The following is a 15,684-nucleotide window of genomic DNA, read 5'->3' as shown; positions in this document are numbered from 1 at the left end:
AAAGTAATATTTATATTTCTTTCGGGAACAGTAAGTACAACTTTGCACGAAGGAGTGTCTCTATTGCTTCTCTTTTTATGTAACGTATCGTTCTTTTTCATCTTATTTTTACTATCACTTAAAATGCTCGGTAAATCAGCTTTAGCACAACTAACTCCTCATGATTTTGGTGCTATTATCTTTTTATCTTATTTAGCTTTTCAGGCCATACCAGTCTCTGGTGCTTTGCAAGCTTTTCTCGGTATGGTCGTTATTACATGTTTGCATTTGCTTCTTACAAAATTAAGCTTACTAAACAAACTAAATCGTTTCATTCTCGGACATCCTATCATTTTAATTAAACATGGTGATATTATTTTTGAGAACTTACAAAAAAGTAGATATCCAATCGCTGAACTTCTTTCTAACCTTCGCGTCGCGGGATACCCAAGTGTTCACGAAATTGAATACGCTATTTTAGAAGCAAACGGAGCCATTAGTATTTTACCAAAGCGTGAGCTTGTACCATTAACTCCAAAAGATTTGAACATAGATGTTACGTATGCCGGATTACCAATTGCCCTTATCGTTGATTCGCAAATTCAATACGATAACTTAAAGTTAATTCATAAGGACGAAAAATGGTTATATAAAGAATTAAAAGAAAAGGGCATCACTAATATTAAAAGCGTTGCTTTCGCGTCTGTTCAAGAAACAGATGGATCTTTTGCGATTAGTTTAAAAGAGTAAAAAATCCCCTTACTTACTCAAGGGGATTTTCTTCATTATATCGCTTCTTTCTCTCCCGCCATATTTAATGGAACAGGATGTTTCATACGATTCATCGTAAATACAATAATCGCTGTCAATACTTCAGCTACTGGCATAACGAGCCAAATTCCGTTTATCCCAAATAATTTTGGCATAATCCATAATAATGGAATAATAAATAGTAACCCTCGGCTCATTATAATCAGCACTGATTTTGTCGTTTGTCGCACGGATTGGAAGTACTCTCCATACACAATGTTATAGCCTAAAAATACATATTGGATAAAGAACAAGCTAATACCCGTTAATGTTAACTCCAATAACTCTGGAGATTGGACATCAAAGAGACCAATAATATATTTCCCGAAGAATAATCCGACAATTATTGCTACGCCCCCAAGTACTACCGCAATTTTTACAGCAAACTGCAATCCTTCACGTAATCTTTCTGCTAAATTTGCACCGTAATGGAAACTAGCGATTGGCTGTAACGCTGCTCCAACGCCGAAGAATAATAGTAATGTCATCGCATGAATACTATTCACCATCGCATAAGAAGCGACTCCTACTTCTCCTGCATATTGAACGAATGTAATATTAAAACCAATCGTAACAATCGCTACTGTACTTTCTGCTGTAAAGCTCGGGAAACCTATGATCATAATTTGTTTAACTGTATCCCATTCAAAATGGAATTTCGTCCATTTTAAAATACTACTTTTTCTAAAGAAGTGCGTTAATAATACAAGGAAACCAATCGCTGCTGAAAGAATAGTCGCTGAAGCCGCACCTGTTATGCCCCATCCAAAGATGAAAATAAAGATATAGTCAAACACTATATTTAATACAGCCGTTACAACTAGCCCTGCCATTGCTAAATTAGGATTTCCATCATTTCGTATAAATGTACTTAAAATATTTTCTAAAACGTATATCATTCCAAATGTTAATAACACGTGTAAATAGTCTAACGCATACGGTAAAATCACTTCGTTTGCACCGAATAAGTATGCTAAATCTTCTATTCTCCATAAGCAAAGCGCTGCTAACACACCTACGATAATTACTGCTACCGTCATGGATTGAGTAAAAATAGATCTTGCCCTATCTAATTTATTTTCACCTAGTGCAATGGAATATAACGTTGCCCCGCCCATTCCAATCCATAATGAAATAGAGAAGAAAATTGAAAACGCTGGAATAGCCACGTTTACTCCTGCTAATCCGTTTGCTCCAACTCCCCTACTAATCATAACCGCATCAATCACAATATTAACTGACATTAACACCATTCCTAGAACGGCTGGTATTAAATAAGAAATAAATAAACTTTTTATCGGTTTTTCTCTTAACTTTTCTGTTGTTTCCATCATATAAATGCTCCTTTTTCAATGCTCTGTTCACAGTTTAAACCTTCAAGTTACTTGAAGGTCAATAGAGAATTAAAAAATAGGTAACTTAATTATCATGTTTGGAGCCAATTTGTAATGATACGCGTCCTACAACTTATTGCTTTGTTTTTTCATTATAGGAATTTGAATTTCTGTTACTTGCTCCTCTGGATTGTCTGTTACAGACCAATCAATTAATGCAATCTCAATCGCATCTCCACTTACTTCGTATCCTTCTTGATTAATATATTTCATTAACTTCTTATATGTTTCATCCGTTTCTTCATATGGTCCATGATGATATACACAGGCAAACATGCCTTCTTTAATTTCATCTGAACTATGTATTTGAAAAGGCATGTAATCCAAAAGAATAAAAACACTGCTATATGCTTGAAACTCATTTTGCATTAATCCTTTTTTCGCAACTGTTACACCGATATCTCCAGAAAATAAGCTATCATCCATTTGTTTCATATTTTTTTGCAACGAATGAATATAGTACTCAAACATATCATCCGTCGTATTCGGGGCAACCGCAATTGCTGTAATTTTTCGCTGCGAGATCTCTTTAATTACCATTTGTTCAGCTTTTGCTTTTGTCGCTTCCTTAATTAAATGAATTTTATGTTCCATTTTCGCCAAAGCATACTCAATTTCTCTTTGTTTTTTCAACATCATTTCTTGTTGTTTTTCCAATAAATTGAGTGCGTATGCCGGATTTCTTTCATCAATATATTTCTTAATTTCCTTTAATGGAATATTTAATTGGCGTAAAAATTTAATCGTATCTAATAGTGAAAATTGATCGATCGTATAATAGCGATAATTTGTTTGCGGGTCCACAATGGACGGATGAAAAATCCCCTTTTCATCATAATAGCGTAAAGTAGATTCCGCTATATTTTGCATTTTTGCCATTTCTCCAATTGTAAAACGTTTATTTAATAACATATACCCTTCTCCAATTCATTAATAGCGTAGCCTTATTTCTTCTTATTATATAGTGATTCCGATACGATAAACTTAACTAAATCTATACAATTCAATCAAATTTACACAAGTTAGTGCTTCATCATGTTCTCGCAGCCCCAAAGGGACGAGGGGTATAACACTCCACACGAGGCAGTATCGTTACCTCCTATTATCAAGCATTTATTTTACCCATCTTGATAAATTTATCGCAGCATTTACATCCCTATCGTGATGGCTATTGCAGGAAACACAACACCACTCACGTATTTTTAAACTCCACTGCCCTTCTGATTGAACTGAATGGTCGTATTTTACGCCGCAACATGAGCAAATCTTGCAGCACCAGCATGGTTTCTAAGCACTTTTTCTTGTTCAGGCGTTGGAATCAGTCTGACCTTCTTCGCCAATATCATCAGAATGTAACTCCTTTAATGAAAGATTTGTTCTTCTGAATAGTAGCGTGTTCCACCAGCATTCTCCTGAGACTAATCGGATGCAAACCTGTTAATTCTGATACTTGACTAACTCGTGAAAATTTCATTATTATTCTCACCTCATTGAATCTAAAGTAGCACATACGTTCGACAAATTCAATGAAGTTTGATAGATTCAATAAAATTTATCTTGTTCAACTAAGGATGCAATTCCTTAGCCAGTTCTCTTATGAACTTCTCCTGTTTTCACATGAGCGCAGACTATATGTTTATCTACTTAGAGATAGAGGATTTTTCCACCACCATAGGCTTGTGATGTACTCTCGTCAGTTATACAAAATAGTCGTTGAACATTCATCTTATCAATATTAACTTAGATGATTCGATGCGGAAGACCCATTGTTCTAATGTTTAGGATTTAACCTTGCACGATCTGATTGATTTTTTCTGCTTCGGCGACATTCACGCTCGCTATTTCTAGCCACGTTGTAGTTCAATCAGCTTTAGGGATTGCCCGCCGTTAACCCTCACTACTAGCCAATCACTTAACTAGTACGGCTTACTGATATATTTAATTAACTTTCGTTATACTTGGTTAAATACATCGTAACAGTTAGTTACCCTCCATACCTAAATCGAATCCTATCATGAAAATCTGCTATTTTTTCATTGATTTTTCATACATTTTATTATATATTAATTACAGGTTCAAATTACGAGTTCAAAAGAACTTGTAATCAGACCTTTGTTTAATGGGTTTTACATATTTTCATTAGGCAAATTCCGAGAAATCGTATGATAAAAATAAAAATGATGAGGAGAGGATCCGATGGATTTCGAATTTTTCTTTCAAATTGCACTTATTTTATTAAGTACAAAGCTTGCTGGTGACCTTAGTGTTAGACTAGGTCAACCTTCTGTACTCGGTAAATTAATTGTCGGTATCGTTATCGGTCCAGCTATATTAGGTTGGATTGAAAATTCAGAGCTTCTAACACAATTAAGTAATGTCGGTGTTATTCTTTTAATGTTTATGGCAGGACTTGAAACAGACTTAGAGGAATTAAATGCAAATCGTAATTCTTCTTTAGCTGTTGCACTTGGAGGTATCATTCTACCATTCGTAGGTGGTTACGTTTCTGGTCTTGTTATGGGAATGGAACAAGGAAATGCTGTATTTTTAGGATTACTTCTATGTGCGACAAGTGTTAGTATTTCCGTACAAACACTTCGTGATTTAGGAAAGATGAAAACACGTGAAAGTACAACTATGCTTGGCGCAGCTGTATTTGATGACATTCTTGTTGTTATTTTATTAGCATTTGCAATGAGCTTCTTAGGTACAGACGATGTTAACTTAACAATGGTTATCTTGAAGAAAGTTGTATTCTTCGCTTCTATTATTTTAATCGGATGGAAAGGTGTTCCTGCGATTATGCGCTGGTTATCACCACTACGCGTATCTGAGTCTATCGTGAGCGCGGCTCTTATCATCTGTTTCTCATTCGCATATTTCGGCGAACTATTAGGAATTGCTGGTATTATCGGTGCTTTCGCCGCTGGTATCGCTATTTCTCAAACGAACTACAAACATGAAGTAGAAAAGAAAGTAGAACCAATCGCTTACGCTATGTTCGTTCCAGTGTTCTTCGTTAGTATCGGTATGAATATTACATTTGACGGTATTGGCAATCAAATTTGGTTCATCCTAGCATTAACAGTAATCGCTGTATTAACGAAACTAATTGGTTGTGGCTTTGGTGCACGAATGACTGGATTTGACGCTAAGTCTTCTGCAATTATCGGTGCTGGAATGGTTTCTCGTGGTGAAGTTGCACTTATCATCGCAGGAACAGGACTTTCTTCAGGTCTACTAGCACAAGATTACTTTACAGCTATCGTTATTGTCGTTATTTTAACTACAATGATTACACCACCAATGTTAAAATACACTTTTGGTGCAAAAGATAAAGCAATGAAAGCAAGTAAATAAGTTTAATAAAAAAGGAGATTGCTATCTTATAAGATAGCAATCTCCTTTTTCGTTTTATCTTTAAACAATTTTATTCGTTTTTAACCATTTTTCAAAAATAATTCGTGCTTCTTCATCATCAATATCATTACGAAATGAATACACCATAATGCCGTAATCATCTATATATTCACCTAGCTTCATTTTCTCCACTTTCTTATAAAAATTGTCTACCTCATAGTGCGGAATATAAGCGTCCCAAACTGGTTCATTTATTCTTTTGTACGCCGTCACTTCTAAATCGTATCCATCTTCATAATACCCGATGTGATAATGTTGACTAGGGTCATATTTCTTCATAAAAGTTCCCTCCCTTTGAAAATTTATCATATTTCACATAATAAACAAAAGCGAGCTGTATATTACAGCTCGCTCGATTCATTAAATACGTTCCATCGCCGTCTTCAACGTTCCAACAACAAAGGCAATTTCTTCACTTGAAATAACAAGTGGTGGTGCTAATGTTAAGACGTTATTATATCCTGCTGTTGTCATGCCGTTTCGTCCAATAATTAAACCTTTTTCTTTACAAGCATTTACAACACTTGCAATTTTGTCGTTATCAATTGGTTCTTTCGTCTCTTTATCATTTACTAGTTCGATTCCAACTAGTAGACCTTTCCCTCTAATATTCCCAACAAGTGGATGCTCTCCAATTTCTTCTTTTAATTGCTCTAATAAAAGCGAGCCCATTTGTGCAGATCGCTCAATTAAATTTTCATTTTCCATAATCTCTAAGTTTTTAAGCGCTAATGCACAAGCTGCAGGATTTCCACCAAATGTATTAATATGACGGAAGAATTCATATTCTCCCTTCCCTTTAAATGCTTCATATATTTCTTTTTTCACAGCTGTCGCTGATAACGGTAAATATGCGCTCGTAATCCCTTTTGCCATCGTAATAATATCTGGCTGAACGTCATAATTCATAAATCCAAATGCTTTTCCTGTACGTCCGAAACCGCAAATCACTTCATCACTAATGAGCAAGGCACCGTGTTTTTGACACGTTTCATGAACAGCTTTCATATAGTCTTGTGGCGGCATTAAAATGCCTCCGCCCGTAATAATTGGTTCCATAATAAAAGCTGCAATCGTTTCACTTAATTCCCATGTCATAACGCGATCTACTTCTTTTACACATTCTACATCATAAATGTTCTCTCTTTCTATTCCAGGCATACGATAACAATCTGGCGGCGTTACATGTAAAAATCCTGAAGCAAATGGCTCATATTGATATCTACGTTGTGCTTGTCCCGTCGCTGCCATCGTTGCCATTGTATTCCCATGATACCCGCGGTAACGTGACATAAATTTATAACGATGCGGTTCACCTTTTTGAGCATAGTATTGTCTTGCTATTTTAAAAGCTGTTTCGTTCGCTTCCGAGCCACTATTAGAGAAGAAAATAACATACTCTCCTCCAAGCCATTCATTTAATTTTTCTGCAAGCTTTATAGCCGGTTCATGCGATTGTGACATTGGAAAGTATGATAATGTTTGTAATTGCTTATAAGCCGCCTCTGCGAGCTCTTTTCTGCCATATCCACTATTCACACACCAAAGACCACTCATACCATCTAAATATCGTTTTCCTTGTATATCTTCAACCCAGCACCCTTCTGCTTTTGCCCCTACCATTGTACTATTTGGACTAAAGGGACGCATTCCGTGCCAAACATATTGCTCATCTTTTGCTAATAATTCATCAGTCTGTTTCGTTTTCATCATTTCTTCCACCTTCCATAACAACTTATTTTTCACAAAAGCTGCGCTGGTGCCATGATGATTTAATTTTCTCCCTGCTTATTTTCATTCCACAAAATTAAGACAAAATCCTACTTACAATACAGTAATATTTACAAGAAAAAAAGAGCTTTTCTTATATATCGAAAAGCCCTTCTCTTTTTAATGTGACGATGCATCACTAACACCATGACCTGTATTAGATTTCACAAGAATCTCATCAAATTTCGCAACATCTTCTTTCTTACTAGATAACACGGTTCCTAAATATGCTGCAAGGAATCCAAGCGGAATTGAAATAATTCCAGGTGTCGTATATGGGAATATCGCTTCCCCAACAAATATAGCTTTTCCAGCTACAGGGTTCCAAACATTTGGACTTAAGGCTACGAGAACAATTGCTGATACAAGACCAACGACCATACCCGAAATGGCACCTGTTGTATTGAAGCGCTTCCAATATATTGTGAATAATATAACTGGTAGATTTGCACTCGCTGCAACTGCAAATGCCAATGAAACTAAAAATGCTACGTTCAATGTTTGAGCAAATAACGCTAGTATAATGGATAATACCGCTACTCCAATAGACGCATAGCGAGCCATTGACACTTGCTCTTTTTCCGTTGATTTCCCCTTGCGAATAATTTCATTATAAAAATCATGTGCGAATGCTGATGCTGCTGTTAATACAAGTCCTGCCACTACAGCTAAAATAGTTGCAAAGGCAATTGCTGAAACGAAAGCAAATAAGAAATCTCCACCTAACGCTTTAGCTAATAGAGGTGCTGCCATATTACCAGCAGGGTTTGCTTTCATAATTGCCTCATTCCCTACAAATGCTGCTGCCCCAAATCCTAAGAAGATTGTCATAATATAAAATGCGCCAATTAACCACGTAGCGTACACAACAGATTGCCGTGCCGTTTTTGCATCACGTACTGTAAAAAAGCGAACAAGAATATGTGGTAATCCGGCAGTACCAAGAACTAGTCCTAAATTTAAAGACAGTGTATCAAGACCATCTTTATACTTTACCCCTGGATTTAAAAATGAATCTTTTAATGGCGTAGCTGTTTTCATTTGCGCGAACATTTCAGTCACACTAAAATTAAATTTTGAGAAAACGATAACAGAAATAATAAATGTACCAGCCATAAGTAATACAGCCTTAACAATTTGTACCCAGCTCGTCGCAGTCATTCCGCCAAAAATAACGTACACTGTCATTAATGTACCAACGATTAAAACGGATGTCGTATATTCGATCCCTAATAATAATTTAATAAGTGCACCAGCCCCAACTAATTGTGCAATCATATAAAAAATCGAAATCGTCATTGTATTAAGCGCTGCAACGCCGCGAACTTTTTTCGCATCAAAACGTGCCGCAATCATATCCGCTAACGTGTACTTCCCTAAATTTCTAAGCGGTTCTGCAACAAGGTATAGAACAACTAAATAAGCAACTAAAAAGCCGATACTATAAAAGAATCCATCAAATCCAGTTAATGCGATCGCTCCGGCTATACCAAGAAAAGACGCAGCAGACATATAATCTCCCGCAATGGCCAGACCATTTTGCCAACCAGTTAATCCCCCTCCAGCTGTATAAAACTCACTCGCATTTTTCGTTTTCTTCGATGCAAAATAAGTTATGACGAGTGTACCAAGAACGATGATTAAAAATAATGCAAAAGCGGTTACATTCAAAGTTAGCCCCTCCCTTTTTGCATATCTTGTAGAATTTTTTGCGAGATTTTATCAAAGAATTCTGCTTTTTTGCTATAAATCATACATAATGACCACGTCATGATAAATTGCGCAAATGCAAACACCCATGCCCACGTAACATCCCCAAATGCTGGTGTATTGAGCACCTTTGAATACGATGTTAAAATAGGTAATGCAATAAAAAAGCTTAAAAAGAAAATACTCATCGGAACGATAAACTTCTTTTTCGTATTTAATAGCAATTGAAATTCTTCTGACTGAACAACCTCTGTATAATTCACTTCATTTTGTAACTTACGTGCTGATGTATCATCTCTTTTCATTCCCATTCCCCTCTCTTACCGAAAATACAATTCCCCCTTGTATACCTAAAGACTAAATTTTATAAATATTCAGAAACTTATTTCTATTTTAGACAATCCATACATTCCTGCAAAGATTTTTCGATAGACATTTTTCGCCAATTTCTCCTAAGTTTTTAATATACTTTTTCAACATAAAAATTACGCACTTCAATTCCTCACCAGTCAAGCTTTACAGGAAGTTATCTTCCATCTAACTTCCTCATATTTGCCGGATTGTGAGGCGGGAGTTTTACCACCCGGCAAATTTCCAAATAAAAAAAGTAGTGCTTATCGCACTACTTCTGTCTTTTTCTCTTTTTCTAAATTACGAGCTGTTTCACTTAATTCAACGTCTTTCCCATCTTTAAGTGTTCCAAATATGAAATCGAATACTGGATTTGAAACACCAAACCAAAACTTTTCATTTTTATAATGGTGTAATATGTGCTGTTTTTTTAGCCACCTTCCAAACTTAGTGAACGGACGAATCGGCTTATGTGCAATATAATGTTTCCATTCATAAACGAGAAGCATGATAATCATTCCAATTCCGAATGAAAGTGTAATAGTAGCACTTTTTGTTATACCATATGCTATAAGTAAATATATAGTAAAGCTAGGTATACTAAACCATACAGGCAAAAACAATAGTTTTAAATCATCTGGATATACATGATGATCATAATGTAATCTTCTTAACATTTTTAATAAAAATACGTTTTTAGGTGGCTTTAAATGGAATAAAAACCGATGTGTCATATATTCGTTAAGCGTATAAAAAACAATCCCAAACAAACACGCGAACATACCGATCCATGTAAAAAATTGCATTTTTAAAATAATGATGAAAATAAATAAAATACTATACATAATAACGATATCATGTTGTAAAAAGAACTCTTTCCCCACTCTCTTCATCTTCCTTCCCCCTTTTCCAAAAAAACAGCCGCAACATATCGTTACGACTATTTCTTCTATTTTTTATTTTATTCTATTCACTTTACAAATTTGCCTGCTGCTCTATTGTCGAGAAAAAATTGTTCGATCCAAATATATTTTGCTTTGGAATAATATGTTCCACCGCAAACACTGTTACTTCTCCTCTTTGTACCTCTCCAATAATGAGCCCAAATATTTCATGATTTAGCGCAAACGTTGGTTGCTTTGTTTGCAGTAATCTTGCTGCATTATGAAATACCGCTTCATATAGTGGATTCCTATCAGTAATTTCTTTTCGGATTTTGGGTGCTAACGTAATAATAATTTCTTTTCCGTCAATAGTGGTTCGATACATAAAAATCTCCCCTTCAATCTTATGTGAACAACTGTAAAGCTTTGTATGCAAAATGGATAGAATATCCTACTAAAATAATACCGGCTCCCGCTGTTATATAGCCAAGTGCTTTTTGCTTTAATAAAGTTCTGCCAAAATGGACAGAAAAAGCAATATTTAAATTCCATAAAATAATGCCAACGATAATACAAAGACTGTACAAAAAAGCTTCTTGTTTCGTTACCTTCGTAAGCAATGAGCTAAGTGTACTTCCGTATATACCAAACCAAAAAACAAGGTTTAATGGATTGGATATCGCAATTAAAAAACCTGCCATAAACGATTGTTTAAGGCCACCTACCTCTTCCTTTTTATATTCCATATTCGAGTGGGAAATTCCTTGTTTTACACTTTGAAATCCTAAATAAAATAATAAGAAAAACCCTGTGCAATACATAAAAGCTTGTACATATGTATACATAAACACAGAAGATAAACCGAAATAAATGAGAAGCATAAACAAAATATCTGCAGTCATTCCACCAATTCCAACAACCCATGCATGCCAAAAACCTCGTTCAATTCCTCGTTTTAACATTTCAATATTAATCGGACCTACTGGCGCAGCTAATGAAATACCTAATACAATTTGTTGTATAATCGCTCCAAACATCGCTCTATCCTTTCTACTTCCTTTACTATTAAGTAATGATGTAATGATTAAAAATAGACTAGCTTTCATCAAAATATTTACTACTAAAATACCCTTTTTTATCCAAAATATGCAAAAGAGCCATCTGGATGATGGCTCTTACTTTTCTAACTTATGAAGAAAAGGACATTTTCCTTTTATCGGCTCTACATCGTCTCCTATGAAGTATTGTTTCCATTCGCGATGATCCGGATCACCATAATGACTAATGTTAGGGTGTTTCGGCAGCTGATCCCACTTTTCAACTCGATCTCGGACCGTTTGCCTTGAATATGCTCCTTTAGGGCGATCCCCTTCTAATCCATCAAAGATGGTACGCGGTTGAAATCCAATAACGAGAGAATTTCCTAAATGCCTAGTTTTTCGTTGTTTATAAGCTGGCGCATTTCCAAATGCGAATATCGGTTCACCACCAAATGAAAATTCCCATAAGTAATGGTCTGGGTCTTCAGGAATTTGCTTCGGCCATGTTTGGTCATCGTTTTCATGTAAATATTGTAGTACTTTCCAAAAGTAATCACGATAATATTCCAGTGATTGTTTCTCACATTCCGGTTCCACAAAAAGAAAGAATCCTCTTCTTACAATTGGGCGCTCTTTCATTAACTCTAAAAAAGATAACATTGTATGTGGCAAATGACTCCAATCATTATGAGAGAGAAATGAATAACGAAGTTCATTCTTTTTCAAAGCTGTTAAGCCGAAATAACATGGGAAAGTTGGTTCTAGCACGACACTCGAAAAATTTTGAAATTCTTTTGCAACCCAATTTGGTATGTCAGTTCTCGTTCTCATTCCTTCATTATCTAATAAATAAGACTCATTCATTCTTTCTTTCACCTCATTATGTATAGCATTCAATTAAGAATATTACATACTCGGCCTGTCCTATACCTATTTAAAAATTCGGCTGAAAAATTATTTAAAAATACAAAAAAATAAAATCGCTTACTTGACTAATTTCTACCAATTCGTGTATATTTAAATTAATCATTTAGCAGAATATTCAAGATTATAGCATTTTTAGTTTATATTATCTTTCAAATGAATTTCACTAAATGAAAAAAGCAAATGTTTTTAGGAGGAATTGTAACATGCAAGGAAAAGTAAAATGGTTTAACAACGAAAAAGGTTTTGGATTTATCGAAATGGAAGGCGCTGACGATGTATTCGTACATTTCTCTGCTATTCAAGGTGACGGCTACAAAGCTTTAGAAGAAGGTCAAGAAGTATCTTTCGATATCACTGAAGGAAACCGCGGACCTCAAGCTGCTAACGTAGTAAAACTTTAATCCAACATATAACAGGAGGTTACCTTACTTGGTAACCTCCTTTGTTATTCCTTTGTATATTTCCGTTTTACAGAGCAAAAACTATGTGAAATGCGCAATATACAAAGGAGGAAGTAATAATGGGATCAGAAGTAAATGATTTTGAAGAAGTGAAATTCCGTGTAGAAACAGCACAAAAAATGGTAGGGTCAGCGACAATTTCAATGGATCCAGATACATTAGAGCATGCGACTACTGCTGTAGAAGCCGCTCGCTCTCAGCTTGAAATTATGAAATCTGTTGCGACAGATTTAGATGAGCCATTTTTAATGAATGAGGAAAAGAAATTAAGTAAATGCGAGCATCAATTAAATGAAGCAAGACACTAAAAAACATCCAGAGAATTTTCTCTGGATGTTTTTCATGATAACTGTTCCCCATACTTTTTCAATGTTTCTCCAACTGTACATTGCCTAATACAAAATGAATGAGCGTAATACTTACTATTTGTCTTTCGATTATGTTCTCGCAAGAAACATCCTTCACAATACGTTTCTAATAAGTCATTTACCTCTGTAATGAGTTGCTTTTTATCCACCTTTGCACCTCTCTATTCGGTTATTTCTTTATGACTATCAATGACTGTTCCTTCTAATGCTTGCGTAGCTAATTGATGCGCTTCTTTATTTTGTTTTCTAGATATCGGCTCACATACAAGTTTTAATTTCATTTGCTTCGCTTTTTGTTCAATTTGATCTAAGTAATGATTTAAATGCTCATCATAACAAGGCCATTCTCCAGCCAATTGCTGCAGTACAACTTGAGAATCGCCGCGAAGTGTAACTGCTTCATACTTAATTCCGAATTCCTCGAGTATATTCATGCCATATAGTAATGATGCATATTCCGCTTCATTATTATCATATATACCTTCTATATATGCATTACGGCGAATTCGGTATTTTGTATTTCCTTTTTTATAGTATACACATATACCTACTCCAGCTTCTTTCGTCTGTACATCATAACCGCCATCAAAATAAACGAGGATTTCTTGGGGCTCTTCCTCCACTTGTTTACTCAGCTTTTTCATTTCCTTTAATGACCATTCTGCATCCATTTCATCATAAAATGATAGTTCTTTCACTCTTCCTGTTTTCTCGAAATCCTCTGCAAATTGCAATACATCTTCTATGTTCATATAATCTGTCGTTAATTCCGTCTGCAATCCGCTCTTTGTTTTATACAACCAATGAATTTTATATTTCATACTAGATTCCCCTTATATAAGACTTCTTATATGTAGTCAGCTAATGAAAGCCTCACTTTATTTTATTATATTGTATCAAGAGTCACAGCATTATATTCAATATGATTACATACAAAAAGAGCTATCCCTATAGGAATAGCTCTTTCATCTATTGCATAAATCTTTCAAATTGTACTCGTTTATTAATCCAGTACATTACAGGCATACCAATTGCCATGACAACAAATTCACCGACGGCACATGTTAACCAAGTCAACATAAATGGTAAATCAAATGCAAGATGAAGTTCAATTGCAATCATAAACATTGTAATTGTAAAAATAACTGTATTAAAAATCATACGAGCCCAAACACCTTTAATAAATCGCATAGAAATAATCGTTGCAACTAATGCAAGAATAGATTGCCCTACTCCAAATACTAAATCGTAAGCGATCATGGGTGAGAAAAAGAGATTTGTTAAAAATACACCTAATACAATTCCGTAAATTGCTTTCTTATTAAATACAACAAGATGATTAAACATCTCTGAAATACGAAACTGTACACTCGTAAAGCCAAATGGCTGAATAAGCATAGAAACAGCAATATATAATGCCGCTAAAATACCATTACCGACTAATGTTCTTATATTCATGACAAAATCTCCTTAGTTTTTTTACGTGGGATGGTTTCGAACCACGTTATTCGTTTTTTAAGCAACAAGAATACATTCTACGCAATACACACTCTCTCGTCAATAGATTCCTATCATTAACTACCTTTTTTCTTTTAGACAACGTATAATAAAACATATGAAAGTTTTAGGAGGTTTCACTTCATGACAGCAACAATTCAAAATGAAAAAGTGATCGTTTCCATTTCTGACAAAGGTGCAGAATTACAAAGCGTTCGCTTAAAAGAAGATAACACTGAATACTTATGGCAAGGCGATTCTACTTATTGGGGGCGCCGCTCACCAATTTTATTCCCAATTGTCGGCCGATTAGTAGATAATACATACTACGTAGATGGTAAACCATATTCTTTAACACAGCACGGCTTTGCTCGTGATCTTACATTCTCTGTACAAGAACAAAGTGAAACGAAAATCACTTATATTGTAACTAGTAATGAAGAAACATTAAAAAAATACCCATACGAATTCGAATTACTCGTTTCTTATGAGCTAGACGGACAAATCGTTCATGTAACATATGAAGTAAATAACCCTACTTCAAAAGAGATGTTCTTCTCAATCGGAGCACATCCTGGTTTCAACTTCCCCTTATTAGAGGGCGAATCATTTACAGATTATCATTTATCATTTAATGGTTCTGAACGCTTAGAAACAAGCGTATTAGAAGGACCTTACCTTTCAAGTAAAAAACAATTAATCGCTGAAAATACGAATGAATTACCACTTACATACGATTTATTCAAAAATGATGCGCTTATTTTTGAAAATATGAATACGGATGAAATCTCTATTCGTTCTCATAAACATAATAAATTTGTAAAAGTAGAATTTGACGGATTCCCATTTGTCGGCGTATGGACACCAGGCGAAAACGCACCTTTCTTATGTATTGAACCTTGGTACGGTATTGCTGATGAAGTAAATCCGGCAAAAGATTTCAAGGAAAAAAAAGGAATTCAATCTTTACAAGCGAATGAAACATTTACATGTCGTTATAGTATTACAATCGGCTAAGTTACTCTATCCCCTACTTCAAAGAAACATATAAGTAGGGGATCATCTTATAATTT

At 35.0% G+C, this 15,684-nt stretch carries 20 protein-coding genes, 1 pseudogene and 1 riboswitch; of the genes and pseudogenes, 5 read left to right on the top strand and 16 right to left on the bottom strand.

Going from position 1 to position 15,684, the window contains the following annotated elements; translation table 11 throughout:
• The first annotated feature begins 63 nt into the window (after positions 1-63).
• Positions 64-729, top strand: a complete 666-nt coding sequence (locus tag ABH961_RS03415; protein ID WP_000923941.1) for a DUF421 domain-containing protein — start codon at positions 64-66, stop codon at positions 727-729.
• A 35-nt stretch (positions 730-764) separates the two neighbouring features.
• On the opposite strand, the gene ABH961_RS03410 is transcribed toward ABH961_RS03415, so the two are convergent.
• The 5 genes and pseudogenes from ABH961_RS03410 to ABH961_RS03390 all read right to left on the bottom strand — a co-directional run bounded on the left by ABH961_RS03410 (position 765) and on the right by ABH961_RS03390 (position 3,657).
• Positions 765-2,120: an MATE family efflux transporter gene (locus ABH961_RS03410; RefSeq protein ID WP_048543619.1), complete on the bottom strand. Its 1,356-nt coding sequence runs from the start codon at positions 2,118-2,120 to the stop codon at positions 765-767.
• 129 nt (positions 2,121-2,249) lie between these two features.
• Positions 2,250-3,095 (bottom strand): MerR family transcriptional regulator, encoded by an 846-nt coding sequence (locus tag ABH961_RS03405; RefSeq protein WP_048543420.1) that lies wholly within the window; start codon positions 3,093-3,095, stop codon positions 2,250-2,252.
• 201 nt (positions 3,096-3,296) lie between these two features.
• A pseudogene (locus tag ABH961_RS03400) lies at positions 3,297-3,452 on the bottom strand (zinc ribbon domain-containing protein); the annotation flags it as partial.
• Complete coding sequence (locus ABH961_RS03395) at positions 3,428-3,529, bottom strand: helix-turn-helix domain-containing protein (protein ID WP_000599306.1); 102 nt, start codon at positions 3,527-3,529, stop codon at positions 3,428-3,430. The gene ABH961_RS03395 and the pseudogene ABH961_RS03400, both read right to left, overlap by 25 nt.
• Positions 3,529-3,657, bottom strand: coding sequence for a hypothetical protein (locus tag ABH961_RS03390; protein WP_255256191.1), 129 nt, complete (start codon positions 3,655-3,657; stop codon positions 3,529-3,531). The genes ABH961_RS03395 and ABH961_RS03390 overlap by 1 nt, the downstream gene beginning before the upstream one ends.
• A 722-nt stretch (positions 3,658-4,379) precedes the next feature.
• Between ABH961_RS03390 and ABH961_RS03385 the strand changes: the two genes are divergently transcribed.
• Positions 4,380-5,543, top strand: coding sequence for a cation:proton antiporter (locus tag ABH961_RS03385; RefSeq protein ID WP_048543422.1), 1,164 nt, complete (start codon positions 4,380-4,382; stop codon positions 5,541-5,543).
• 60 nt (positions 5,544-5,603) lie between these two features.
• Here the strand turns inward: ABH961_RS03385 and ABH961_RS03380 are convergent, their stop codons facing one another.
• The 8 genes from ABH961_RS03380 to ABH961_RS03345 form a co-directional block, all read right to left on the bottom strand.
• On the bottom strand, positions 5,604-5,912 hold the full coding sequence (locus ABH961_RS03380) for a DUF3986 family protein (protein WP_223265741.1): 309 nt from the start codon (positions 5,910-5,912) through the stop codon (positions 5,604-5,606).
• A gap of 51 nt (positions 5,913-5,963) precedes the next feature.
• Positions 5,964-7,313, bottom strand: a complete 1,350-nt coding sequence (locus ABH961_RS03375; RefSeq protein WP_062822007.1) for an aspartate aminotransferase family protein — start codon at positions 7,311-7,313, stop codon at positions 5,964-5,966.
• Between the two features lie 180 nt (positions 7,314-7,493).
• Positions 7,494-9,044 (bottom strand): solute symporter family protein, encoded by a 1,551-nt coding sequence (locus ABH961_RS03370; protein WP_048543439.1) that lies wholly within the window; start codon positions 9,042-9,044, stop codon positions 7,494-7,496.
• Between the two features lie 2 nt (positions 9,045-9,046).
• Positions 9,047-9,388, bottom strand: coding sequence for a DUF485 domain-containing protein (locus tag ABH961_RS03365; RefSeq protein ID WP_404518890.1), 342 nt, complete (start codon positions 9,386-9,388; stop codon positions 9,047-9,049).
• A 309-nt stretch (positions 9,389-9,697) separates the two neighbouring features.
• Positions 9,698-10,327, bottom strand: a complete 630-nt coding sequence (locus ABH961_RS03360; protein WP_000832138.1) for a sterol desaturase family protein — start codon at positions 10,325-10,327, stop codon at positions 9,698-9,700.
• 82 nt (positions 10,328-10,409) lie between these two features.
• On the bottom strand, positions 10,410-10,703 hold the full coding sequence (locus ABH961_RS03355) for a hypothetical protein (RefSeq protein ID WP_000286360.1): 294 nt from the start codon (positions 10,701-10,703) through the stop codon (positions 10,410-10,412).
• Positions 10,704-10,722: 19 nt separating this feature from the next.
• A complete protein-coding gene (locus tag ABH961_RS03350; protein ID WP_000466560.1) occupies positions 10,723-11,355 on the bottom strand; it encodes a LysE family transporter in 633 nt (210 codons plus the stop codon).
• A gap of 138 nt (positions 11,356-11,493) precedes the next feature.
• Positions 11,494-12,222: a YqcI/YcgG family protein gene (locus tag ABH961_RS03345; protein WP_404518888.1), complete on the bottom strand. Its 729-nt coding sequence runs from the start codon at positions 12,220-12,222 to the stop codon at positions 11,494-11,496.
• A 266-nt stretch (positions 12,223-12,488) separates the two neighbouring features.
• On the opposite strand from ABH961_RS03345, the gene cspB reads away from it, so the two are divergent.
• Both cspB and ABH961_RS03335 read left to right on the top strand, forming a co-directional pair.
• Positions 12,489-12,686, top strand: a complete 198-nt coding sequence (gene cspB / locus ABH961_RS03340) for a cold shock-like protein CspB (RefSeq protein WP_001161731.1) — start codon at positions 12,489-12,491, stop codon at positions 12,684-12,686.
• Positions 12,687-12,805: 119 nt separating this feature from the next.
• Positions 12,806-13,054, top strand: coding sequence for a DUF2564 family protein (locus ABH961_RS03335; protein ID WP_000534395.1), 249 nt, complete (start codon positions 12,806-12,808; stop codon positions 13,052-13,054).
• Between the two features lie 32 nt (positions 13,055-13,086).
• Here ABH961_RS03335 and ABH961_RS03330 read toward each other — a convergent pair whose 3' ends face one another.
• The 3 genes from ABH961_RS03330 to ABH961_RS03320 form a co-directional block, all read right to left on the bottom strand.
• Complete coding sequence (locus tag ABH961_RS03330) at positions 13,087-13,263, bottom strand: zinc-finger domain-containing protein (protein WP_000358801.1); 177 nt, start codon at positions 13,261-13,263, stop codon at positions 13,087-13,089.
• Positions 13,264-13,275: 12 nt separating this feature from the next.
• Positions 13,276-13,935 carry a ribonuclease H family protein gene (locus tag ABH961_RS03325; RefSeq protein WP_048543444.1) on the bottom strand — a complete coding sequence of 220 codons (660 nt, stop codon included), beginning with the start codon at positions 13,933-13,935 and terminating at the stop codon, positions 13,276-13,278.
• Between the two features lie 148 nt (positions 13,936-14,083).
• Positions 14,084-14,572 carry a QueT transporter family protein gene (locus ABH961_RS03320; RefSeq protein WP_048543446.1) on the bottom strand — a complete coding sequence of 163 codons (489 nt, stop codon included), beginning with the start codon at positions 14,570-14,572 and terminating at the stop codon, positions 14,084-14,086.
• Between the two features lie 6 nt (positions 14,573-14,578).
• Positions 14,579-14,623, bottom strand: a riboswitch (PreQ1 riboswitch).
• A 132-nt stretch (positions 14,624-14,755) separates the two neighbouring features.
• On the opposite strand from ABH961_RS03320, the gene ABH961_RS03315 reads away from it, so the two are divergent.
• Positions 14,756-15,628 carry an aldose 1-epimerase family protein gene (locus tag ABH961_RS03315; protein WP_048543448.1) on the top strand — a complete coding sequence of 291 codons (873 nt, stop codon included), beginning with the start codon at positions 14,756-14,758 and terminating at the stop codon, positions 15,626-15,628.
• Positions 15,629-15,684: the final 56 nt, after the last annotated feature.

This window comes from Bacillus sp. RC251 (genome assembly GCF_044908765.1).
Taxonomy (GTDB): domain Bacteria; phylum Bacillota; class Bacilli; order Bacillales; family Bacillaceae_G; genus Bacillus_A; species Bacillus_A wiedmannii.
This window is presented reverse-complemented; position numbering and strand designations above follow the sequence as displayed.